This window comes from Bacillus sp. (in: firmicutes) (assembly GCF_031983925.1).
In the GTDB taxonomy this organism is placed as follows: domain Bacteria; phylum Bacillota; class Bacilli; order Bacillales; family Bacillaceae_G; genus Bacillus_A; species Bacillus_A pacificus.
Window position 1 is genome coordinate 34,179 of sequence record NZ_DALYZR010000016.1, and the last position, 23,287, is coordinate 57,465.

The following is a 23,287-nucleotide window of genomic DNA, read 5'->3' on the forward strand; positions in this document are numbered from 1 at the left end:
CACCCTATTATATTCCACACATTTTTACACACTTAGCTAAAAACCATACCATTTGTATTTCATATGAATACTGTATATATTATAAATTTTTATTTTAGGAGGAAAAAATGAAAGCTGTTATTCTTGCTGGTGGATACGGGACAAGGATTGGGGAGGAAACACATTTAAAGCCGAAACCTATGATTGAAATTGGAACAAAACCTATTCTATGGCACATTATGAGTTTGTATAGCCATTACGGTATTACTGAATTTATTATTTGCTTAGGCTATAAAGGATATGCGATTAAAGAATTCTTTCTAAACTACAACTTACACATGTCAGATTTCACGATACATTTAAGAGATAATACAATTACTAGCCATTCTCATCGTGTAGAACCGTGGAAAGTTACACTAATCGATACTGGTGTAAATACCGAAACGGGAGGACGAGTGAAAAGAATTCAAAATTTTGTTGGAGACGAACCTTTCTGCCTCACTTATGGTGATGGATTAAGTAACGTAAATATAAAAGAACTTATTGCATTTCATAAAAAACATGGAAAAATGGCAACTGTTACCGCCGTACAACCTCCTGGTAGATTCGGTTCTCTCATATTAGATAAACAGTCTGTAACATCTTTTCAAGAGAAGCCACTCGGGGATGGCGGATGGGTTAACGGTGGATTTTTCGTTTTAAACCCTGAAGTTTTCAATTACATTAGTGGAGATAAGTCTGTTTTTGAAACAGACACTTTAGTTCAGTTAGTAAACAAAAACGAACTATCAGCATATCAACATACTGGTTTTTGGCATCCGATGGATACATTGCGCGATAAAAATAAATTAGTCGAGCTATGGGAAAGTAATAACGCTCCGTGGAAGGTTTGGTAATATGGCTTCTTCATCTTTTTGGAATAAGAAAAAAGTATTTATTACGGGACATACTGGATTTAAAGGCTCTTGGCTCACCCTTTTCTTAACTTCTTTAGGTGCAGAAGTAGTTGGCTTTTCTTCTCACCCCCCATCGATTCCTAATCTTTTTGAACAATGTAACGTAGCAAAAGAGTGCATAACAATTCATGGCGACATTACAGATTACGATTCTTTATTACACGCCCTAAAACATCATAACCCTGACATACTATTTCATTTAGCTGCCCAGCCAATCGTCACCAAATCATATAAAAATCCTATCGAAACATTTAAAACGAATGTTTTAGGCACTGTTCACGTATTAGAAGCTGCAAAACATATAGAAAGTATACGTGGCATCATTAATGTTACAAGTGATAAATGTTATGAAAATGATGGGAGCGGTAACCGGGCATTCGTGGAAATTGACCGACTAGGAGGTTTCGACCCTTATAGTGCTAGTAAAGCTTGCGCTGAAATAGTGGCAACATCCTATCAAAAATCATTCTTCCGTACTAATACTCAGAAACTCGCCTCAGTAAGAGCAGGTAACGTCATCGGTGGTGGGGATTGGGCAGAAGACCGATTATTCCCAGACGTCATTCGTGCATATTTACAAGATGCTACGTTAACTATTAGAAACAAAAACGCTATTCGCCCGTGGCAACACGTATTAGATCCTTTACACGGCTATATCCTTTTAGCTGAAAAACTTTGGACAGACGCTGAATATGCAGAAGCATGGAATTTCGGCCCGTTGAACGAACCTAACAGAACCGTTCACGATGTCATTCAATCTGTAATAAAATTATGGAATAAACAACTAACAATCACTTCCCCCTCTACAAACACTCCTTATGAATCGCCTGTTTTAACACTCGATAGTACAAAAGCAGTAACTAAACTCGGCTGGACTCCTAAGTTATCAACAGATAAGGCTATCACTTGGACTGTTGATTGGTACAAAAAATATGCATCTGGTGAAAATATCGAATCTTTCACGCGACAACAAATCGATGCATTCAAAAATTTATAAGGGGGCTATAAAATGGAACAGAAAAAATGCCGTTTTTGCCACTCATTACTCAGCAACACTTTTTTAGATTTAGGTGTTTCTCCTCTCGCTAACTCATTTGTTTCTCCAGAAAACTCATATAAAATGGAACCATTTTATCCATTGCACACATTTGTTTGTCACTCTTGTTTACTCGTACAATTAGATGAATTTGAATCTCCGCACAATATTTTTCATGACTATTTATACTTTAGCTCTTACTCATCAAGCTGGCTACTGCATGCTAAACAATATGTAGAAATGGCGATTAAGCGCTTCCGCTTAAAGAAACATTCAAAGGTGGTTGAAATCGCGAGTAACGACGGGTACTTATTACAATACTTTCAAAAAGAACATATCGAAACGTTAGGAATTGAACCAGCAAAAAATGTAGCAGAAATCGCTATCCAAAAAGGAATCCCTACTGAAGTGAATTTTTTCAGCAACGACTTAGCAAAAAAATTACCGCAAGCAGATTTAATCATCGCTAATAACGTATTAGCACACGTTCCGAACTTACATGATTTTGTGGCAGGTTTAAAAACGTTATTAAAACAAGACGGAACAATAACAATTGAATTCCCGCACTTATTAAATCTCATATCCTTTAAACAGTTTGATACGATATACCATGAGCACTTCTCCTATTTCTCACTTATAAGCCTGCAAAAAGTTTTAGCTCACCATCATTTACAAATTGTCGATGTAGAAGAACTTGCAACGCACGGTGGTTCCTTACGTATTTTTGTAAAACATCATAGTGACGAATCAACTATCCATTCTAGTGTTACAAAATTAATCCAAAAAGAAGTAGATCACGGGCTAAATACATTAGATTGTTATCTCCTTTTTTCTAAACGCATCGAACAATTGAAAATAAATATTTTACAGTTTTTTATAGAAGCGAAAGCTTTAAACAAACAAATTATCGGTTACGGTGCCCCAGCTAAAGGAAACACCCTTTTAAATTATTGCGGGATAGGAAAAGAATTTCTAGCTTATACAGTAGATAAAAACCCTCATAAACAAAATCTCCTTCTACCAGGAACCCGCATTCCAATAAAATCTCCAGAAGAAATAAAACGTACAAAACCTGATTACATTCTTATACTTCCTTGGAATTTAAAAGACGAGATTATGAAAGAATGCTCTTTCATTCGTGAGTGGGGCGGCAAATTTTTAGTAACAATACCAGAAGTTGAGGTAATTGAGCCATGAAAAAAATCCTTGTAACAGGCGGTAGCGGATGGATTGGTAAATATGTTGTACATTCTCTTATTCAAAAGGGCTATGAAGTGCACGCCACTTACAATACAAATAAGCCTTCCCATCTTTCTTGCCATTGGCATAAAGTCAACTTACTTTGCGATGAAGAAGTAAAAAAACTCATTTACGACATGAAGCCTAGTCATCTCATTCATTTAGCTTGGGAAGCAGTGCCGCCAGCGTGTTATGTATCTATCAATAATTACTATTGGCTTACATCCAGTATCTCATTGATTCAACACTTCACAACATGCGGCGGAAAGCGAATCGTCGTTGCAGGCACTGGTGCAGAGTATGAATGGTTTAACGGCGTACTATTTGAAGATTCACCGCTTCTTTCCTATAAAACACCATATTCATTATGTAAAAACGCACTACACTCCTGGCTACAAACGTACGCTGAGCAATCAGGCCTCAGCATGTGTTGGGGCCGTATTTTTCATATGTATGGCCCTCACGAACAGGGGAATCGGCTCGTTTCTAACATTATCACTTCTTTATTAAAAAATGAGGAAGCACTATGTACACATGGAAAACAATCAAGAGATTTCCTCCATGTGAGCGACGTCGCTCATGCTCTCGTAACGATATTAGAACACGACGTTACAGGCACAATCAATATCGCTTCTGGTCAATCTGTACAAATTAAAGAATTAGCATCTATCATTGGGACAAAGATAGGAAAAGAGCATTTAATTAAACTGGGTGCAATCCCTTTCTCTAAAGATGAACCTTTATTTGTCGGCGTTCATGTAGAGCGTTTAAAAACTGAAGTAAACTGGAAACCGACATACGATCTAAATACAGGAATCGAAGAAACAATTTCATGGTGGGAATCATTTATACAAAAGCATAACGGTACGCATCACTAAAACGTAAATCCTTCGTCCCTCTTGCTAATTCCTTATACCATTCTTCTAATCTTTCCGGCGTAATAATATGGTGTGTACCCATCCCCCGATCCTTACTAGCTTCAGAAAGGGTCGGACCAATTTGTAATTTCCTCTTTCTCATCTCATCGTTCCACGGGCTAAACCCAAACCATAATATACAAGCAAGAGGCGGATAAATCATAGATTCATGCGCAGATAAATGTCTTCCAACCGTATAACTTCCGTGTTCATGATTATGAATAAATCTACCTCTTCTCCATAACGGCCATTCTTCTGGTAAATAACCGTGAAATCGCTGCTTCATTAAAGGTATACCAAAGTTAAGGGCCGGATAATTGTAGTTAGGATCATCAACCATAATAAGCCCTTCCAGCCAATACATCCTTCCTCCCAATTCATTTAGTGATTTCCAAAACTGATTTTTATCTTGCACACAAAGAAACTCAGTCGTATTTAAAATCATTTTCCATCCCTTTACTTCTTGTTCCACCCTCATTACTTCATGATCTGTCGCTAATGCATCAAATTCTGGATTTGCAGAATCTCGTACTTCCCAGTGCGGCGCGAACTTTTTACAAATTTCAACGGAACGATCTGTTGAACCTTTATTAATTAAAATGCCATGATCAAATAACTTCGTATGATGAGCAAGCCACCACGGTAATAAATACTCTTCGTTATAAAAATGAGAAATAACGGTTGTAGTTATAATAATCTCCTCTTTCTCTATTAATCTATTTTTCATCCTACAACCAATATACTCATAAACTAAAAATATGTTTCCTATATTAATAACCAAATAGTATTACTAATATTTTTGTAAGTTTTCCTTCGGTACCCAGCCATCCTCACCACCTGTTTTTTCACACCAAACCCATCCATTCAATTCTTCTAATCCAATCAATCTTTCTCCAATACTTACATTTAATTCTTTGGCAGTATATTGTTTTATAATGATTCCTGTTCCATTCATATCTTTTCTTATAATTTGCTCCGGAACCCACCCTTTCCGGTCATATTTCTCTTCGTGACAAAACATCCAGTTTTCCCAATTTTCAGGACCATCGTAACTCTCTATCATTTTCACTACATCTCCCTCTTCTAAGCGAATTGGATCAGGATAATTGCTAACATGTGATTTTATCACGATATATTTCATAACAACCTCCAATAATCAGAAAATTAAGTTATAATGTCATTATAACTTAAGAAGGAGGAATACACATGTACTACAACACTTCATTCGAAAACGATCAACCAGCAGGCCGTCTATAAACTAAGGCGGGCATTCATATAACACATACACTATGCCTCGTCTTAGGGAACTCATCATACCCTAAAAATAGACGGAGGTACTTTACATGAAACAAACAATTTTAGGAGCTATATGTTTATCACTAGCAGCAAGTATATGGGGCGGTATGTACGTTGTTAGCAAATATGTACTCGACTTTATCCCTCCACTAACACTCGTTTGGCTACGCTTTATCATTGCTTTTATTGTTTTGTATATGATTTTAAAAATAGCTGAGAAAAAACAAAAGAAAACAGTAACCATTCACAAAAAAGATTGGCTCCTATTCGCTTGGATTGGATTTATCGGATATTTCATTTCGATCACTTGTCAATTTATCGGAACAAAATTATCCGACGCTCATACAGGATCGTTAGTAACATCAGCTACACCTGCATTTATGGTTATATTTGCAGCGATCATTTTAAAAGAAAAACTAACCGCTCGTAGATTACTATCTACCATCATAGCGACAATCGGTGTCATTATCGTAATCGGATGGGATATTGAAATTGGCTCCTATTTTATCGGTACAATCATATTAGTTGGGGCAGCTATTACGTGGGCTCTACTATCTATTTATGTAAAAATTGCTTCAGCTCGATTTTCATCTTTAGTGATTACAACGTACGCTATATTCTTTTCACTCTTTTTTATTACACCTTTTATGGTATGGGAATTTCAATCAAACCCAATTGAACATATGAACCTATATGTAGTATTAGGCGTACTTTATTTAGGAATCGTCTCAACTGCAGGTGCCTTTTTCCTTTGGAATAAAGGATTAGAATTAATGGATGCAAGCATCGGCTCGTTATTTTTCTTCTTCCAGCCTATTGTTGGATCATTGCTTGGTTGGCTCTTATTAAATGAGACATTAAATAGTAACTTTTTTATTGGTGGTATTCTTATTGTATGTAGTGTTTTTATTACTACTTTTGAAAAGAAATGAAAAACAGGCAGAGATTAATTTATAGAGATAATAATGTCATAAAAAAACGCTAATCATGTTCTGGAATAACGAAGGCAATAGAAAAACACGCATTAATTTTTTACAATATTGCAGAAAACAGAGGAGTTATGGAATCAGTAATTATAGGGAGGCTAAGCGATGAGAGTAGGAATCATAGGAGGTGGCTTTGGTTTAGCAGTTCAAGCACCTATAATAAATACTCATCCTAAGATGAATGTTTCTGCTATTAGTACAATGATACGTCATCAAGTGCCAAAAAATTTATCAACTGCAGACGATTCTCCAGTTCATTATACAGACTGGACCAAAATGTTAGATTTAGAAGAGTTGGACCTTGTATTTGTTAGTTCTCTTCCGATTTATCATTTTGAAATGGTTAAATACGCATTAAACAAAGGTATACATGTAGTGTGTGAGAAACCTTTTACAATGAATAGTGTGGAATCAGAAGAGTTGCTAAGGTTATCTAGTGATACTAATACAAAGGTATTTATTGATTTTGAATGGCGATATCATCCTGCTCGCCAAAAGGTCAAAGAACTTATAAGCGAAGTTGGTGACATCCTTCATTTTGAATATCATATTTCTGCCTCTCAATACCAAAAACTTCAAACTAACAAAAGAGGGTGGATGGGAGAAAAGCAAAAGTTTGGTGGAATGTTAGGAGCTCTAGGAACACATATGGTCGATTGTCTTAGATGGCTTATTCAGGACGAAATTATAACTATCAATGGTTTCATACACACCCACGTCCCAGAAGGTCCAGAAGAACTTAGAGACTCTGATGATGCCTTTTTTATTCATGGTAAAATAGAAGGAAATTGTACCTTTTCAATTCAACTTATCTCAGGAATTCATCACGGATTTGGTTCAAACTTAAAAGTATTTGGAAGTCTTGGAACCATTAACTTAATTGATGATAAAACACTGTTTTTTGGCAAAGCAAGTGAAAGCCTAGAAGAAATAAAAATTGAAACATATACCCAAACCATCCCACCTTTATCGTCAGAGGCAAAAGCTTATTATCCAGCATTTTATCCTTTTTTAGATAAAGTTTACGAGAATATTATTTTTAATAAATCAGACAAGGATTTACCAACCATTGTAGATGGGCATGAAAATCAAATAATTATAGATAACGTACTGTCAAATTAAATTTATTATTCAATAAAATGAAAGTATCTTAGATCACAATTCAATAACTTTATTTTACCCCCGTTCTAAATATAGGACGGGGGTATTCTTGTTTTAGGGTTTAAAATTTCCGGAGTCTTTTTACCATTAAGTATCTTTGCCAATTCGTATAATTGGGTCCTGATCGTGAAAACCAATACAAATCGGTATATTCCTTTGCACTTCACTACACGCACTCATAAAACTACATACCGTTCTAGCAATTAAATACAAATTTATACCAATTGCCTTTTCGTTTATATCAAAGCCATTCTCAGCATACACATCTGCTAATTCTATAGACTTCGGTCCTTCAACATCATATGTCCATTCAGAAGCCCAATCATCATTCTCTTCTTCCAGCGAAAAATACTCTTCACAAATATAAAACTGACTATCCCATTCATTATCAAGATCATATTCAAAATAAATTGCTTTTGCCTCTTCACTAGTAGCGATTTGTATAGCTTCATACAATGCTAGTCGAATACTTTCCTCATATGCTCCTAAATGAATTGCTTTAATTCTCTCTGCATAACCCTTAGACGCTAACATGCAGCAAATATCATAATACTTCCCTTCTATTTGCTCTACTGCTAACGAAAAAACATCTTCTTGCATCTCTTCTAAATACTGAAATATATCCACACTAATTACTCCTCATTCTTTACGCACCCCAATGCGATGGACGGGACAACATTTTCGGTAATTTCGTATGTTTGTCCCCTCTCGCCGCATTAACTTGAACTTGCGTCAGAAAAATACTATTTGTAAAATCGGCCCCACGAATATCTGCATCTCGCAAATCTGCCCCGATGAGATCTGCTCCTCTTAAATTTGCTCCATTTAAGTTAGCTGCAATTAAGTAAGCACCCCTTAAATTCGCTCCTTGCAAATCTTTCTTTTTCAAATTTGCTCCCATAAGGTCTGCGCCTCGGTGAATGATTCTTTTCTTACGCGCAGTATTCATTTCCTTCCAAACTAGTTCGCTCGTTTCTAAAAGTAAAATATTCACTTCTGCACGATGTAATGGAATATTTACTTTCATTAACTCGTCCGCATTTAAATTTGAAAGACGCTCCGTCTCTTCAATCGCTATACTTAGCTCTTTATGAATTGGCTGCGTCGCCTGTAAAAGAATCGCCTCATTCAAATACCAAAGCATTTCATGTAGCTGATGCATAACTGGAAAAGCATCATACATTTTTCTCGCATGCTTCGCATCTTTCCGCCAATCTATCCCGTTAAATGTAACTTGAGAAATTTTCTGCCCAGCGCCGAAACATTCAAATACTGTACAACCTTTGTAACCTTTTCCACGAAGATTTTTATGTATACTACATTTAAAATCTGATTGTAAATTGGAACATGGTTTCCCGCCATCTTTATTCACTGCAAAATCTACTGACGCTGCGAACGGTAATGCAACGCAACATAGACCGAAGCATTTTTCGCAGTTTGCTTTTAAATGATCGTTATGATTAGTCAAAATGTATACCCCCTGTTGTCTTTTGACTATTTCATAATATTCCAACCTTATTAAATAATCAATTTAAAAATAAACGAGCTTCTTTCATTTCAAATCATAACTTTATCATTCGATTTCCTTTCAATTGAAAAAGACAACTTCTATCCGATGAATTATAATTAAATTATAAATATTCTAACTAAAGGGAGACCTACTATGACACTAAAAATGAAAACAAACTGTCAAATTTGCGATCAATCATTGGAACAAGATTCTGAAGCATACATTTGCGTATATGAATGTACATTTTGCGCACCATGTACAGAAGAAAGGCACAACGTTTGCCCAAACTGTGGCGGCGAGTTAGTACGTAGACCGAAAAAGAAACAATAAAAGCAAAGCGATATCGCTTTGCTTTTATTGTTTTCTGGGTATATGAAATTATATCAACGATTTTTTCAATATATCGACGTTTCGACAAAGAATATCGACTTACCGACAAATAACGACATCCCAGCATGCATTTAGCTTCAACACAACTTAAACATTCAAAAACTTCACACAAACAGGCTCCGGCACAACAACATCAGATTGTAAAAGAGTTAGCTTCCCTGTCGTTTCATCTCTTGAAAATAGCACAAGATTATGCGACTTTTCATTTGAAGCAACAAGAAACTTTTCAGTAGGATCTAATACAAAGTCCCTTGGCCAATTTCCTTCTGTAGATGTATGTGCAATAAATGTAAGCTGGCCTGAGTTTTCATCTACACTGAAAACAGCAATACTATTATGACCGCGATTACCTGCATATACAAAGCGGCCATCAGAAGAAATATGAATCGCACTTCCTTGACTATTTTCATCAAATGCTTCAGGAATGGTAGAAATATACTGTAATTCTGTAAAGGCCCCTTCTGATGGGTTATATGTTAACACAATAACCTCCGAACTAAGCTCCGTCATCACATACGCATACTTTCCATTTGGATGAAATGTAATATGTCTCGGACCACTTCCTGGATTTACAGACAAGCTATTCACTTCTTGTAATGCACTATTTTTTATTTCATACGTAATTATTTTATCTATCCCTAAATCAACACACACCACATATTTTTCATCAGGCGTATATCCCGCGTAATGTGCATGCGGTTTCTCTTGTCTTTCTTTGTTCGGACCTGAACCTTCATGTGCCATAATAGATGTGGCAGGATTTACAGTTCCATCTTCTTCATTAACTACAAAAGACTCGATCGTTCCTTTATGGTAATTCGCTGTAACTACCGTACGATTTCTACTATCAACACTCACATGACAAGGAGAAGCCCCTTCCACTACTTGTCTATTTTCTTCCGTTAACTCTCCCGTTTTACTATCAATCGAATAAGCAGCCACACCACCAGATTCGCCTTCCTTAACAACAGAGTAGAGATATTCATTATTTCGATTAATCGTTACATATGTAGGGTTATCCAACTTGGCCGCAAGTGTTACATTACTAATTTTCTTTGCTTCTGTGTCTAACGTAAACTTATATATTCCTTCACTATTTTCTTTCGTGTATGTTCCAACATATCCAATAAACTCTTTGTTATCCTTCATTTTCATAACCCTCTCTCCCTATATTTTTCATTCATCTTACTTCTTATAATGTTTTATGATGAAAGAGTATCCTAAAAAATCGGAGTACCTCTTTATACGTTATCATATTTTCTTGTTAAATAGCTTTTAAACCCACTTTTTTTGGTACGCTGCTATACTTTCATATTCTTCTTCCAATTGACGGGACAGACGAATATAAATTGGTGTTAAATCTTTATATTTTTCCACACTTTCCATGTTTGGTTCATGGTGGAAATTCGCACCTACCATTTCAGAAACTACATGTAACGTATCTACTTCACCTAAACTATATAAACCAAGGATTGCAGCTCCTAAGCAAGAGCTTTCGAAACTTTCCGGAACATATACATCTTGATGAAAAATATCCGCCATCATCTGTCTCCAAAGTTCCGATCTTGCAAAACCACCTGTCGCTTGAATTTTTTTCGGTTCACCAATTAGCTCTTTTAAAGCAAGAAGAACGGTGTATAAATTATAAATTACTCCTTCTAACACAGCACGGATAAGATGTTCTTTCTTATGATGCAATCCAAGTCCAAAGAAAGATCCTCGCGCATTTGCATTCCATAAAGGAGCTCTTTCTCCTGCTAAATACGGGTGAAATAATAAACCGTCGGACCCCGGACTCACTTTTGCTGCTATTTCAGTAAGCACTTCATATGGATCTTTTCCTAAACGTTTCGCAAGCTCAATCTCTGAAGTGCCTAATTGATCACGAGCCCACCTGAAAATCATACCACCGTTATTAACTGGTCCACCAATTACCCAATGGTCTTCAGTTAAGGCGTAACAAAAAATTCTACCTTTTGGATCTGTTACAGGACGATTTGTTACAGCACGTATCGCACCGCTTGTACCAATTGTAACAGCCACAACGCCAGGATCTATTGCATTTACACCTAAATTGGATAGGACTCCATCACTCGCTCCTACTACAAAAGGCGTAGAAACAAGTACATTCATCTCTTTGGCAAGCTCTTCATCTAATCCTGTTAAACTGTGCGTTGTTGGAACAAGCTTTGAAAGCTTTTTATCTGTAATTCCCGCTACATGTAAAGCCTCTTCATCCCATTTTAAAGATTTTAAATTGAACATTCCTGTCGCTGATGCTATAGAATAATCAATTACATATTCTTTATATAACTTGTAAAAAACATATTCTTTAATAGAAATGAATTTATAACTTTTTGCGAATAACTCTGCCTGCTCATTCTGTAGCCAAACTAATTTCGAAAGTGGTGACATCGGATGAATTGGTGTCCCAGTCCGTAAATAAATTTCATGACCATTCATATCATTCTTTATTTTCTCTGCCCAGCTTGCACTTCTATTATCTGCCCAAGTGATACATCTCGTTAACGGTTTTCCCTTCTCATCTACAGCAATGATACTATGCATTGCCGAACTAAAAGAAACACAAAGAATATCATTTGGCTGTACATTACTCGATTGTACAGTTTCTTTAATTGTATTTATTACTGCATGAAAAATTTCTTCTGGATCTTGTTCTGCTATTTCAGGTGTAGGAGAATATAAAGGATATTCAATTCCATGACTTGCAATAACAGACCCAGCAGTAGAAAATAGAACTGATTTTGTACTAGTTGTCCCAATGTCTACACCAATCATATATTTTGTGCTCACCATTTCTTCCTCCTAACAAAAAATTACTACCGTATCCTACCATAAAAATACATTCCTTTTATCTATTGATAACGTTGTATGTTGCATTTATCTAAATAGAAACATCCCTATTTTAAATAAACATATCGAGTAGTAAAACGCCTCCAAAAGCGATAAATGAAAGTAATGTTTCTAATACCGTCCATGTTTTAAATGTTTCTTTTACTGTTAAACCTAAGTATTCTTTTACCATCCAGAACCCAGCATCGTTTACGTGTGAAAACATTAATGCTCCTGCACCTGTTGCAATGACGAGCAATTCTAAATTCACACCTGTCGCATTTTCGACGATTGGTGAAACGATACCCGCTGCTGTTGTTAAAGCGACTGTCGCTGATCCTGTCGCAATTCGAATTAATCCAGCTACCATAAATGCTAATACAATTGGAGATAGAGCTAAATGCTCAGACATTTGAGCAATAGCATTCCCTACACCACTATCGATAAGAATTTGCTTAAATCCGCCGCCAGCACCAATAATCGCAACAATTGAACCAATTGGTAATAAGCTATCTTCTGTTACCTTCTTAATCGCCTTTTTATCGATACCTTGACGAAATCCAAGAAAATAAAACGCTGCAAAACATGCAATCAATAATGCAATGATAGGACTACCAATTAATGTGACAATTTTCATCAAAGTAGTAGAAAGTGGAACATAAGGAGCTGCTGCAGCTAAAACCATTAACAGAACAGGTAACAATATAACTAAAAATGAAACTCCTATTCCTGGTAATTTCGTTGATTTTGTATTTACACGAATCAATTCTGGCTCATTTTCAGGAATTACACGTTTGTGAATCCATTTAGCGAATATAGGACCTGCAATAATCGCTGCAAAAAATGTAATAATGAGTGAATACAATAGTACCTTCCCAAGGTTTGCTTTATAAATACCAATTGCCACGATTGCCCCTGGATGCGGAGGAACAAGGCCGTGTACGACAGATAACCCAGCAATTGCTGGTAATGCTATCAATAAAATATTTTGTTTCGTTGTTTTATGAATTGAAATTACTAATGGTAGTAATATTAAGATGCCTACTTCAAAAAACACCGGAATTCCAATAATAAAACCTGCAATTAACATTGCCCATGGTAAGTTTTTTATCCCAAAGGATTTAATAAAAAACTCTGCCACTTGCATTCCAGCACCTGACTCTGCCATCATTTTCCCTAATATTGTACCTAATACTAAAATACCTACTAAATGCCCAAGAACACTTCCGACTCCCGTTTCATAAGCACTCACTATTTTATCCATTGGCATTCCAGACATAATTGCTAAAAACAAACTTGCAATCGTCAAACTAATAAACGCATGCCATCTCCACCACGATACCCCTAAAATAACAATTACAATTGATAATAATGTAATCATTAAAAGGTACATATTCATACGCAATTCCACCCCTTTATGTAAACCCTTTCAAAAATGCTATACAATGAAAAGAACCTATATAGTTCTTTCTTGAGTAAAAATTTATATATCGATATACAACTCATCTTCACAATATAATAATTTATATAAAAAGAATCTCCCTTACCAGAGATACATGTTACCTACTCTCTCTGATAAGGGGATTTCTCTTTCATCATTATAATGTTATTGTGATAAACGCTTCGCGTAAGCAAATTTTCCTTTTTTAAAAGTGAATGACGCTTTCTTCTCTTGCTGTTTTCACATAGTAAGACTCCAAACTCGGGATCCAAGTTAAACGATGAAGTTACCTAGGAATCTCCCCTCTCATGAAAAGAAATTTTCGGAAAGTCTCCTCACTTCATATATTATAATTTAGGAGCTTTCGCCCAATCCGCAGCAAATTTCTCAATACCTTGATCTGTTAATGGGTGCATAGCAAGTTGTTCAATTACTTTATAAGGAATTGTTGCAATGTGAGCACCTGCCATCGCTACACGAGTTACATGGTCTGGATGTCTAACAGAAGCGGCAATAATTTGTGTATCTAATTGATGAACATCGAATAATTCAGCAATTTTAGCAACTAATAATACGCCATCTTCAGAAATATCATCTAAGCGTCCTAAAAACGGAGAAACATACGTTGCACCTGCTCGAGCAGCTAAAAGTGCTTGGTTCACCGTGAAAATAAGGGTAACGTTCGTTTTTACACCTTTTTCAGTAAGATAGCGACAAGCTTCTAATCCTGCTAGCGTCATCGGAAGTTTGATTGTAACTTTTTCATCGCCACCGTTAATTTTAATCAGTTCTTCTGCTTGAGCAATCATTTCTTCAGCTGTCACAGCATCTGGCGTTACTTCTGCCGAAACAGATTCAACTTTCGGCACTGCCTGACAAATTTCTGCAATACGGTCTTCAAACTTAATGCCCTCTTTTGCTACTAAAGAAGGATTCGTTGTAACACCAGCTAAAACTCCAAGTTTATATGCTTTTTTTATGTCCTCAAGATTTGCAGTATCAATAAAAAACTTCATAATCTATTCCCTCCATTTTTTAAACGTTAACGAGTTATAATTTTAAGATGTTTATTTCTTTTCTACTGCATGTCCGCCAAATTCATTGCGCAGAGCTGCTACTACTTTTCCTGTAAATGTATCATTATCTAATGAGCGGTAGCGCATTAATAGAGACATTGCGATAACAGGAGTTGCTGTTTGAAGGTCTAATGCTGTTTCTACTGTCCATTTTCCTTCACCAGAAGAATGCATAACACCCTTAATTTCATCTAATTTTGCATCTTTAGAAAATGCATTTTCTGTTAATTCCATTAACCAAGAGCGAATGACTGAACCGTTGTTCCATACTCTTGATACTTTTTCATAATCGTAGTCAAATTCACTTTTCTCTAGAATCTCAAATCCTTCACCAATAGCAGCCATCATACCGTATTCAATTCCGTTGTGAACCATTTTTAAGAAGTGACCACTACCAGCTTTTCCAGCATATAAGTATCCATTTTCTACAGCAGTATCACGGAAGATAGGTTCAACGATATCCCAAGCTTCTTGATCTCCTCCGATCATATAACAAGCACCATTACGAGCGCCTTCCATTCCGCCAGAAGTTCCTGCATCCATAAAGTGAATGCCATCTTTCTTTAGTTGCTCATATCGGCGAATGGACTCTTTATAGTGTGAATTACCCGCTTCAATTAAAATATCTCCTTTTGATAAAAGTGGTGTAACCTCATCAATAACAGAATCAACAACAGCGTGTGGTACCATAACCCAAAGAACTCTTGGTGATTGTAATGACTGAACAAGTTCATTTAAGCTAGATGTACCTGTAGCCCCGTACTCTTTCATTTCTTCCACTGCACTTGCATTTAAATCAAATGCTACTACTTCATGTTTATGATCCATTAAATTTTTCCCTAAATTTAATCCCATTTTACCTAACCCAATTAATCCTACTTGCATAATATAATTCCTCCTCAAATCATCTTTTATTAAAAATCCATATCACTACAATCTGGAATACCTTTCAGCACTGAAATGTTAGTACGTACAGAAAGGTATTCACAGTCATAGCTTAAGAATTCAACACATTTTTTGTAATTTGAACAACATTTTCTGTCGTAAATCCAAATAGATTCATGACTTCAGCTCCAGTTCCTGAAGCTCCAAATGTTTCAATTGATAGCACTTTTCCTTCTTGTCCTACATAACGCTCCCAGCCGAGAGATACACCCATCTCAAGAGATACTCGTTTCGTTACAGAAGACGGAAGAACGGATTCTTTATATTCTTTCGATTGACGATCGAATAACTCCCAGCTCGGCATTGCAACGATGCGAACAGAAACTTGATCTTCTTCTAATTTTGCTTTCGCACTAGCAGCTAAGGATACTTCAGAACCTGTCGCAATTAAAATTACATCCGGATTTTCATTCGTTTGTGTTAATACGTAAGCTCCTTTAGAAAGATTCTCTATGTTCGCTTTCGTTTCATGAAACACCGGTAAATTTTGACGGCTCAGTACTAAAACGACTGGACCTTCCGTTTGCTGTAAAGCATAAGCCCACGCACTTGCTGTTTCATTTGCATCTGACGGGCGGATAACTGTTAAACCAGGAATTGCCCGAAGAGCTGCCAAATGTTCGATTGGTTCATGCGTTGGACCATCTTCTCCTACAGCAATCGAATCATGTGTAAATACGTACGTAACAGGTAACTTTTGCAATGCAGCCAGTCGAATCGATGGACGAAGATAATCGTTAAATACAAAGAATGTACTTACGAACGGCTTTACTCCTCCATGAAGTGCCAGTCCATTCGCTGCCGCGCCCATTGCATGTTCACGTACACCGAAGTATATATTTCGGCCAGCATACGATTCTACTGCGTACACCGCTTCCCCTTTTATATCTGTCATCGTAGAATGAGAAAGATCCGCACTTCCACCGAAAATAGAAGGAATCGATTTCACGTAATGATTAATAGCTTCCCCACTTGCAACACGAGTAGAAATCGTTTTTTCAGTATCAAAGGATAGAATGTCTTTCGCTTCGATTAAAACCTCACCTGTAATCGCTTTTTCTAATTCATCTGCTAGTGCTGGATTCGACTCTCTATATACGTTGAACTGCTCATTCCATTTGTTCTCTTTTTCAATACCTTTTTGTTTCAGTTCATTAAAATGAGCTGTTACTTCTTCAGGTACAAAGAAATCTTCCTCATAATGCCAACCATACGCTTGTTTTGTCGCTGTCGCTTCTTCTACTCCAAGCGGGTTACCATGTGCTTTGTTCGTTCCAGCAACTTTTGGACTTCCGTAACCTATAATCGTTCTAATTTCTATAAGAGTAGGTTGGTCCGTATTGTCTTTCGCTAATTGAATCGCTTTTGTAATCGCATCAACATCGTTTCCATCCTCAACTCTTACATATTGCCAATGTGCAGATTCTACCCTTTTCTGCATATCTTCAGAGAAAGCAATGTTTAATTCTCCATCAAGTGAAATTTCATTTGAATCATACAGTACAATTAACTTACCAAGTTTCATATGACCTGCCATTGACATCGCTTCATAAGCGACACCCTCCATTAAGTCACCGTCTCCAACTAAAGCGTACGTATTGTGATCTATAATAGAGTGACCATCCTTATTGAACTTCGCTGCTAAATGAGCTTCCGCCATTGCCATCCCAACAGCATTTGCAATGCCTTGTCCTAACGGGCCTGTAGTCGCTTCAACTCCAGAAGTGTGACCAAACTCAGGATGTCCTGGTGTTTTACTATTTAACTTTCTAAAACTTTTCAAATCATCAATTGAAACGTCATATCCAGCTAAATGAAGTAGGCTATATAATAAGCTAGATCCATGTCCAGCCGATAAAACGAATCGATCACGGTTAAACCATTTTGGATGATTCGGATTATGATTTAAATGATTCGCCCATAATGCATAAGCCATCGGTGCTGCGCCCATCGGAAGACCTGGATGACCTGAATTTGCCGCATTAATAGCATCAATCGATAACGTACGAAGTGTATTCACTGCTAATTGATTTATGTTTTGTGTCATAATAATCGTCCCCCTAAATGCTTTCATGAAAGAAAGTACTTATTTTTCCGTTTCTTGATCTAACCACCATTTAAATCCACTTTCTTGCAATAATTCATGAGACGCATCTGGACCATATGAACCAGACTCATATTCATGAAGTGGTAATAAGTTTTCCTCGAATGCTTCAAGAATTGGTTGTACCCATTCCCATGACAATTCAACTTCTCTCCAATGTGCAAAGAATGTAGCGTCTCCACTTACAGCATCATGAATAAGTCTTTCATACGCTTCAGGCACTCCCACATCTGCTTGCTCGCAAGTAAAGTTAATACGCATCGGTTCAATTTCTCCATTTTTCAATGGATTTTTACTATTTAACTGTAATGAAACATTCTCACCTGGGCTAATTTCAATTATTAATAAGTTAGGTGCTGCATTTGGATTATTATCTTGATATTGCTGTTTTAGCGTATTTTTAAATTCGATTACAATACGAGTAGATTTTTCTTTCATTCGTTTGCCTGTTCGTATATAGAAGGGAACGTCAGTCCAAAACGGATTATCGATCCATAAACGAGCAGCAACAAATGTGTCTATATTAGAAGAAGGATTTACTCCTGGCTCCTCTTTATATGCTACAACTTGCTCGCCTTTTATCTCTCCTGAAGCGTATTGTCCGCGAATGATATGGTTTTGAACGTCTTCTTTTTTCACTTTACGAAGCGTCTCCATTACCTTTCGCTTTTCCTCTCGAATTTCACATGCATTAACCTTTTCCGGCAGATTCATAGCAGTCATCATTAATATTTGTAACATATGATTTTGAACCATATCTCGAATGGCTCCTGCCTGATCATAATATCCTGCTCTTTCTTCAACCCCAACTGTTTCACTCGCTGTAATTTGTACATTCGCTATATGTTCTTTATTCCAAATCGATTGGAGAACAGGATTTGCAAACTCTAGTGCTTCAAGGTTTTGAATCATCGGCTTACCTAAATAATGATCAATACGGTATATCTCATCTTCTTCAAACGTGCGACTAAGCTTATCATTCAACTCACGAGCAGATTGAAGATCGTGCCCAAACGGTTTCTCAATCATTAGGCGTTTCCATCCATCCGTTTTATCAAGTCCGCTTTCCTTAATATTTAAAGCAATGGTCTCGAAAAATTCAGGAGCAACGGAAAGATAGAACATTCTATTCCCTTTTATATGTAGTTCTTCTTCCCTTTCACGAACGACTTGCAATAATCTCTCATAGTCTTCCGGCTTACTCACATCTAATGGACAATAGCGAAAATTATCTAAAAAACCTTCAAGTTCTAGAGTACCTTCTTCTCTATGACGGGAAAATGTCTCTATTGATTCTTTTATTCTTCCTTGAAAATCTACATGAGATACTTGGCGTCTTCCAAGCCCGATAACGGATATTTGCTTTGGAAGCTTTTGATCTCTATATAAGTTATATAGTGCGGGGTAAATTTTTCGTTTCGCTAAGTCCCCTGTCGCTCCAAATAAAACAAAGGTCATTGATTCCAATTTCAGTCCCCCTCTTGTTGTATAATCCTTGTCAATATTTTAAAAATGAATTGTACAGAAGCCCCTGTTTTTATAAAAAACAAAGAATTCGCAAATTCCAATTCTTTTTATACCTTTCGCTTTCTAATTGTCCCCAATATTAATAGTGGCAATTCAAAGCATTTCCATCACATCTTACTTACCTACTATCACTTAAATAAAATAACTTAATTATTAAAAGTAATTAGGTTATTTTATATCTATCATATTAACCACATAGATTATCATCGTCAAGTAAAGTGTCTCGAATTAAAGATTTCCCATTCCGTACTATCTTTTCGTACTTGTTTATTTATTAGAATTATCTTCATCACATAAAATGAATAATAAAAAGGCAAAAACGAACAAGAATATGTTCGTTTTTGCCTTTTTATTATTGCTTCAATTGATTTTTAACCGCTCTTATAACCAATTCATGATCTTCTTCTGGTGGTAATCCTGAAACGGTTATCATTCCAATAACCCCTACGTTTTTTATTCTGATAGGAAAACATCCACCAAACGCAGCGTATTCCGAAGTATCTAAAAGATATTTTTCATTATAGGAGACTCCAGTTATTTCACTTTGTATTTGCATATAATACGAGCTACGATCATGCAGGGAAACGACTCGTTTTTTACGCTCAATCCATTTCGTATTTTCCTCATTTGTCCCCGTCATCTTAAAATGAAATAATTGCACACCATTTTTCGTTATATCAACAGCAATCAATTTTCCCTCTTGCTTCGCTGTTTCAACGATAAATAAACCTAGTTGCAAGGCATCTTCATTTGTAAAAGAGGAAAATTGAAGTATTTCCTCCTCTTTTAAAATTTGTTTACTTATTTCATTCAAATTTGAAGTACTCATATCTTTATCCCCCTTACTCACTTTATGCCACATGGATATTTTTCAATTTATGTGACTCTATCGTATGACCTTTCAATATTACTAGTACTCTCTTCCTCTTGGTGCTAATAAGAATTATATTTAACGCATTCAAAATGTATGTCCCTTAAAATGCTGCTATACGTACTAAACATTTCGTATAGAGACATCAACAACATTACAAGCTAAAAAAACCAATTGCTTACGCAACTGGTTCGCTAAAATTTCATATGGGATATTCATTCAACCAAAGGAATGCTTGTCTATAATCATCAAAAAACTTTACGGATTCTTTCGTATTGGATTGTTGTAAATAATTCATGATCTCACCTTCTTCAAGGAGAAAAGCAATTGCCTTACTGTGATTCAAAATCGTTTCATTAAAAAACTTCTCTTTCCATACTTTTTGAACAGAAAAATGATCTGGTATATAGCCTTTTCTATCTACCAACAATTTGTATTTCCGTCCCTCGGAAATAAATTGCTGACAAACTTGCTCGAAACCATTAAACCATTCATACACATCATCTGTTTTAATCTTGCCGATAAGACGGGTAACAATTATATCTCCCGAAACCGTTGTGCTAACATTCAGTTTACTCAACCTAAAATCATCTCCCTTAGCTACAATTATGCGGAATTATCTCCTAAAAGCAACAAAATAAAACTGTAACGCATTAAAAAGGGACAGACCCTCCAAACGGAGAAGCCTGTCCCAAAATCGTTCTATTTTTCATTCGAACTAATAATCGTGAATTAGAATAATGATTTAATACTTGCTAAAACAGTAAGTACACCTACAATAATAACAAATACGTTACTCATTTTCCCTTTGTATTTAGCTAGTACTGGTACTTTTTGAATCGCATACATCGGTAATAGACATAAGATAGCAGCAACTAATGGACCACTTAAAGAATCAATAAGTCCAAGAATACTTGGATTTGTGTAAGCAACAAACCAGCATGATAATACAACAAAAGTAAGAACGATTGTCTTAATTGTTTTTTCTTCAATTACTTTTCCACGTGATTGACCGAACTTAATAATCATGTCACGCATTACTTCAAATGCTCCGATATAATGGCCAAGGAAAGATTTTGTAATAGCCACAAAAGCAATGATTGGGGCGGCAATCGTAATTACAGGTGAATTAAGTTCATTCGCTAGATATGAAAGGATTGATAAGTTTTGCTCTTTTGCCATTTTTAAATCCTCTGGAGTTAAGCTCAGTGCACTACTCCAAACGAAGAACATAACTACGACGAATGTCATGATGTAACAAACTTTTTGTATTTGTGCACATTTCGCATCAGTAGCTTCGATTCCATACGTAGCTCTCTGTTTCACAACAAATGATGAAATCATAGGTGAATGATTAAATGAGAATACGATGATTGGTAAAATCATCAATATCGTTCCAAAATATCCTGTTCCTGTTGAAGCAGTAGAAACAGCTGAAAAGCTAAGCATTGACGTATTCCACTGTGGAATTAAAGATATTGCGATAAATAATAGAGAAGCTATGAAAGGATACACTAGCATACTCATGACTTTTACAGTAATATCTTGACCAAAATTCAGTATAGCGATAAGACCAAGAACTAATACAAGTGATAAAATAGCCCTTGGAGGTTCTGGCATGTGCAATTGATGCACGATAAAACTACTTGCAGTGTTTGTAAGCGCAACCGAATACATTAGTACGATTGTATAAATTGAACCGAAATATACGATGTTAAAAATGATACTCGCTTTATTTCCGAAATACTCTCTAATTGTACCTGTGATCCCCTCATCAGCAGAATTAGAAGCGTATATCATTTTAGCAAGTGCCCTATGTGAGTAATACATAACTGGATATGCAAGCAATGTAATTAGTAGTAACGATAATAATCCACCTGAACCTGCATTAATCGGTAAAAAGAGCACCCCTGCTCCAATTGCAGTTCCAAATAGACTGAGTGCCCATGTAGTATCCTGCTTATGCCACTTTTTCGGATCTGCATATTGCTCATTTTTTCGTGCGGTATTTTCAGCTTGAACTTCTATTTTCTTTGCAGTATTCCCGTTCATATAATAACTCCCCCTTTTATCTATTCCTGCGGCTCTCTTTATAGCTAACGAATATTTTTCTTTTTCGGAAAATGAATGCCTTACAAGTTGCCCCACATTGTATGTCCTTCATCAAAATGAATCCAAATTAAAACATTCGCTAGATAGCGTCCTAATATAATTGTTAGCGTTAACAAAAAAGTTTACTCGTACTATCCACTCCTTATATAAAGACCGCTCAAGAGAACAATATAGAATAGATTTCATAAATACGTTGCAACATTTTTAATAACAATGTATTACTTTAATGGTTTCTCTAAATTACTTGTAACAAGTAATTTTAGTTAAACCGGCCTCTCTTCATTTATGAGGCATTTCTTTCTCAATTCTATACATCACTTTCATAGCTTCGGCAGCATTTATGGTATTGATTACACAAGCCACTGAAGCATTTTACATACATTTCGCCTCTAACCACACACCTTTCTTACTTATAATCGCATTTTTTATATTTTCTCCAGAGATAATAAAATTTCTCTCGACGCCCTCATTATAACGTGTATATTTATAAAATTAATATTTTTATATTTTCAGAAATATTTAGTGAACAAAATTTTATATGGATAATATTTTACAGTTCGTACACAACCCTTGTTCCTAGCGCTTAAAACTGAATGAATTAAAATAAAATACAGTCATACAATACTTATCAAAGTTACTCATTTTAAAGATACTTATATTTTTTTCTGTCAAAAAATTATTTTAATCAAAAAAAGATATTCCGATAAATGATTAACGTAGTTAAAAAGAAATATCTTTTTGAATGTACAAACAAATTTTAAGGATATATATTATCACTATTGCATTCATATACATTTTTAGGAAAAATACTTTTTTAATTCATAGCAATAAGAGGACCGCTAACATTTTACAAAAACCTACGCTACACGAAAAAATAAAATGAGCTGC

The 23,287-nt window shown here is 35.9% G+C and carries 21 protein-coding genes; 7 read left to right on the forward strand and 14 right to left on the reverse strand.

Going from position 1 to position 23,287, the window contains the following annotated elements; translation table 11 throughout:
• The first annotated feature begins 107 nt into the window (after positions 1 to 107).
• Genes rfbF through RTP99_RS25410 form a run of 4 tightly spaced genes read left to right on the forward strand, consistent with a single transcriptional unit; the run spans position 108 to position 4,088 of the window.
• Complete coding sequence (gene rfbF, locus RTP99_RS25395) at positions 108 to 875, forward strand: glucose-1-phosphate cytidylyltransferase (RefSeq protein ID WP_000648792.1); 768 nt, start codon at positions 108 to 110, stop codon at positions 873 to 875.
• Position 876: 1 nt separating this feature from the next.
• Positions 877 to 1,932 (forward strand): CDP-glucose 4,6-dehydratase, encoded by a 1,056-nt coding sequence (gene rfbG, locus RTP99_RS25400; protein ID WP_046647617.1) that lies wholly within the window; start codon positions 877 to 879, stop codon positions 1,930 to 1,932.
• Between the two features lie 12 nt (positions 1,933 to 1,944).
• Positions 1,945 to 3,168, forward strand: a complete 1,224-nt coding sequence (locus tag RTP99_RS25405; protein ID WP_000435751.1) for a class I SAM-dependent methyltransferase — start codon at positions 1,945 to 1,947, stop codon at positions 3,166 to 3,168.
• A complete protein-coding gene (locus RTP99_RS25410; RefSeq protein WP_000723100.1) occupies positions 3,165 to 4,088 on the forward strand; it encodes an NAD-dependent epimerase/dehydratase family protein in 924 nt (307 codons plus the stop codon). The genes RTP99_RS25405 and RTP99_RS25410 overlap by 4 nt, the downstream gene beginning before the upstream one ends.
• Here RTP99_RS25410 and RTP99_RS25415 read toward each other — a convergent pair.
• Both RTP99_RS25415 and RTP99_RS25420 read right to left on the reverse strand, forming a co-directional pair.
• Entirely contained in the window at positions 4,057 to 4,854 is a 798-nt protein-coding gene (locus RTP99_RS25415) for a glycosyltransferase family 2 protein (RefSeq protein ID WP_000797325.1), read from the reverse strand. The two genes, RTP99_RS25410 and RTP99_RS25415, sit on opposite strands and share 32 nt — an antisense overlap.
• 63 nt (positions 4,855 to 4,917) lie before the next feature.
• A complete protein-coding gene (locus tag RTP99_RS25420) occupies positions 4,918 to 5,268 on the reverse strand; it encodes an SH3 domain-containing protein (protein ID WP_000875279.1) in 351 nt (116 codons plus the stop codon).
• A 202-nt stretch (positions 5,269 to 5,470) separates the two neighbouring features.
• Between RTP99_RS25420 and RTP99_RS25425 the strand changes: the two genes are divergently transcribed.
• Positions 5,471 to 6,355, forward strand: coding sequence for a DMT family transporter (locus RTP99_RS25425; RefSeq protein WP_000814706.1), 885 nt, complete (start codon positions 5,471 to 5,473; stop codon positions 6,353 to 6,355).
• A 159-nt stretch (positions 6,356 to 6,514) separates the two neighbouring features.
• Positions 6,515 to 7,531, forward strand: a complete 1,017-nt coding sequence (locus RTP99_RS25430) for a Gfo/Idh/MocA family protein (protein WP_001263664.1) — start codon at positions 6,515 to 6,517, stop codon at positions 7,529 to 7,531.
• A 126-nt stretch (positions 7,532 to 7,657) separates the two neighbouring features.
• On the opposite strand, the gene RTP99_RS25435 is transcribed toward RTP99_RS25430, so the two are convergent.
• Together RTP99_RS25435 and RTP99_RS25440 are read right to left on the reverse strand one after the other, a co-directional pair.
• A complete protein-coding gene (locus RTP99_RS25435; protein WP_000350944.1) occupies positions 7,658 to 8,197 on the reverse strand; it encodes a hypothetical protein in 540 nt (179 codons plus the stop codon).
• Positions 8,198 to 8,216: 19 nt separating this feature from the next.
• The gene (locus tag RTP99_RS25440) at positions 8,217 to 9,038 is read right to left on the reverse strand and encodes a pentapeptide repeat-containing protein (protein WP_016718100.1); all 822 of its coding nucleotides are present in this window, start codon (positions 9,036 to 9,038) and stop codon (positions 8,217 to 8,219) included.
• 195 nt (positions 9,039 to 9,233) lie between these two features.
• On the opposite strand from RTP99_RS25440, the gene RTP99_RS25445 reads away from it, so the two are divergent.
• Positions 9,234 to 9,410, forward strand: a complete 177-nt coding sequence (locus RTP99_RS25445; RefSeq protein ID WP_000172891.1) for a DUF1272 domain-containing protein — start codon at positions 9,234 to 9,236, stop codon at positions 9,408 to 9,410.
• 147 nt (positions 9,411 to 9,557) lie between these two features.
• Here the strand turns inward: RTP99_RS25445 and RTP99_RS25450 are convergent, their stop codons facing one another.
• From RTP99_RS25450 to RTP99_RS25495, 10 genes are all read right to left on the reverse strand, one after another.
• The gene (locus RTP99_RS25450; RefSeq protein ID WP_046647633.1) at positions 9,558 to 10,619 is read right to left on the reverse strand and encodes a lactonase family protein; all 1,062 of its coding nucleotides are present in this window, start codon (positions 10,617 to 10,619) and stop codon (positions 9,558 to 9,560) included.
• Between the two features lie 126 nt (positions 10,620 to 10,745).
• Entirely contained in the window at positions 10,746 to 12,287 is a 1,542-nt protein-coding gene (gene gntK / locus RTP99_RS25455) for a gluconokinase (RefSeq protein WP_000255192.1), read from the reverse strand.
• A gap of 109 nt (positions 12,288 to 12,396) precedes the next feature.
• The gene (gntP, locus tag RTP99_RS25460) at positions 12,397 to 13,722 is read right to left on the reverse strand and encodes a gluconate permease GntP (RefSeq protein WP_001057609.1); all 1,326 of its coding nucleotides are present in this window, start codon (positions 13,720 to 13,722) and stop codon (positions 12,397 to 12,399) included.
• Between the two features lie 389 nt (positions 13,723 to 14,111).
• Complete coding sequence (gene fsa / locus RTP99_RS25465; protein WP_000667676.1) at positions 14,112 to 14,780, reverse strand: fructose-6-phosphate aldolase; 669 nt, start codon at positions 14,778 to 14,780, stop codon at positions 14,112 to 14,114.
• Positions 14,781 to 14,831: 51 nt separating this feature from the next.
• Entirely contained in the window at positions 14,832 to 15,725 is an 894-nt protein-coding gene (gnd, locus tag RTP99_RS25470; protein ID WP_001195921.1) for a phosphogluconate dehydrogenase (NAD(+)-dependent, decarboxylating), read from the reverse strand.
• 112 nt (positions 15,726 to 15,837) lie between these two features.
• Positions 15,838 to 17,832, reverse strand: coding sequence for a transketolase (gene tkt / locus RTP99_RS25475; RefSeq protein ID WP_000193043.1), 1,995 nt, complete (start codon positions 17,830 to 17,832; stop codon positions 15,838 to 15,840).
• Positions 17,833 to 17,871: 39 nt separating this feature from the next.
• Positions 17,872 to 19,356 carry a glucose-6-phosphate dehydrogenase gene (gene zwf, locus RTP99_RS25480; RefSeq protein WP_000445367.1) on the reverse strand — a complete coding sequence of 495 codons (1,485 nt, stop codon included), beginning with the start codon at positions 19,354 to 19,356 and terminating at the stop codon, positions 17,872 to 17,874.
• Between the two features lie 412 nt (positions 19,357 to 19,768).
• Positions 19,769 to 20,278, reverse strand: coding sequence for a heme-degrading domain-containing protein (locus RTP99_RS25485; RefSeq protein ID WP_116733383.1), 510 nt, complete (start codon positions 20,276 to 20,278; stop codon positions 19,769 to 19,771).
• Between the two features lie 211 nt (positions 20,279 to 20,489).
• On the reverse strand, positions 20,490 to 20,897 hold the full coding sequence (locus tag RTP99_RS25490) for an STAS/SEC14 domain-containing protein (RefSeq protein WP_116733382.1): 408 nt from the start codon (positions 20,895 to 20,897) through the stop codon (positions 20,490 to 20,492).
• Positions 20,898 to 21,019: 122 nt separating this feature from the next.
• Positions 21,020 to 22,339: an aromatic amino acid transport family protein gene (locus tag RTP99_RS25495; protein WP_001014187.1), complete on the reverse strand. Its 1,320-nt coding sequence runs from the start codon at positions 22,337 to 22,339 to the stop codon at positions 21,020 to 21,022.
• Positions 22,340 to 23,287: the final 948 nt, after the last annotated feature.

Excerpts from the sequence above, each read along its gene's own strand:
- tkt (WP_000193043.1), bottom strand. The coding sequence starts at position 17,832 with ATGACACAAAACATAAATCAATTAGCAGTGAATACACTTCGTACGTTA.
- RTP99_RS25425 (WP_000814706.1), top strand. The coding sequence starts at position 5,471 with ATGAAACAAACAATTTTAGGAGCTATATGTTTATCACTAGCAGCAAGT.
- RTP99_RS25445 (WP_000172891.1), top strand. The coding sequence starts at position 9,234 with ATGACACTAAAAATGAAAACAAACTGTCAAATTTGCGATCAATCATTG.
- gnd (WP_001195921.1), bottom strand. The coding sequence starts at position 15,725 with ATGCAAGTAGGATTAATTGGGTTAGGTAAAATGGGATTAAATTTAGGG.
- RTP99_RS25415 (WP_000797325.1), bottom strand. The coding sequence starts at position 4,854 with ATGAAAAATAGATTAATAGAGAAAGAGGAGATTATTATAACTACAACC.
- fsa (WP_000667676.1), bottom strand. The coding sequence starts at position 14,780 with ATGAAGTTTTTTATTGATACTGCAAATCTTGAGGACATAAAAAAAGCA.
- RTP99_RS25430 (WP_001263664.1), top strand. The coding sequence starts at position 6,515 with ATGAGAGTAGGAATCATAGGAGGTGGCTTTGGTTTAGCAGTTCAAGCA.
- RTP99_RS25485 (WP_116733383.1), bottom strand. The coding sequence starts at position 20,278 with ATGTGGCATAAAGTGAGTAAGGGGGATAAAGATATGAGTACTTCAAAT.
- rfbG (WP_046647617.1), top strand. The coding sequence starts at position 877 with ATGGCTTCTTCATCTTTTTGGAATAAGAAAAAAGTATTTATTACGGGA.
- RTP99_RS25410 (WP_000723100.1), top strand. The coding sequence starts at position 3,165 with ATGAAAAAAATCCTTGTAACAGGCGGTAGCGGATGGATTGGTAAATAT.
- RTP99_RS25420 (WP_000875279.1), bottom strand. The coding sequence starts at position 5,268 with ATGAAATATATCGTGATAAAATCACATGTTAGCAATTATCCTGATCCA.
- RTP99_RS25495 (WP_001014187.1), bottom strand. The coding sequence starts at position 22,339 with ATGAACGGGAATACTGCAAAGAAAATAGAAGTTCAAGCTGAAAATACC.
- gntP (WP_001057609.1), bottom strand. The coding sequence starts at position 13,722 with ATGAATATGTACCTTTTAATGATTACATTATTATCAATTGTAATTGTT.
- RTP99_RS25450 (WP_046647633.1), bottom strand. The coding sequence starts at position 10,619 with ATGAAGGATAACAAAGAGTTTATTGGATATGTTGGAACATACACGAAA.
- RTP99_RS25405 (WP_000435751.1), top strand. The coding sequence starts at position 1,945 with ATGGAACAGAAAAAATGCCGTTTTTGCCACTCATTACTCAGCAACACT.
- rfbF (WP_000648792.1), top strand. The coding sequence starts at position 108 with ATGAAAGCTGTTATTCTTGCTGGTGGATACGGGACAAGGATTGGGGAG.
- gntK (WP_000255192.1), bottom strand. The coding sequence starts at position 12,287 with ATGGTGAGCACAAAATATATGATTGGTGTAGACATTGGGACAACTAGT.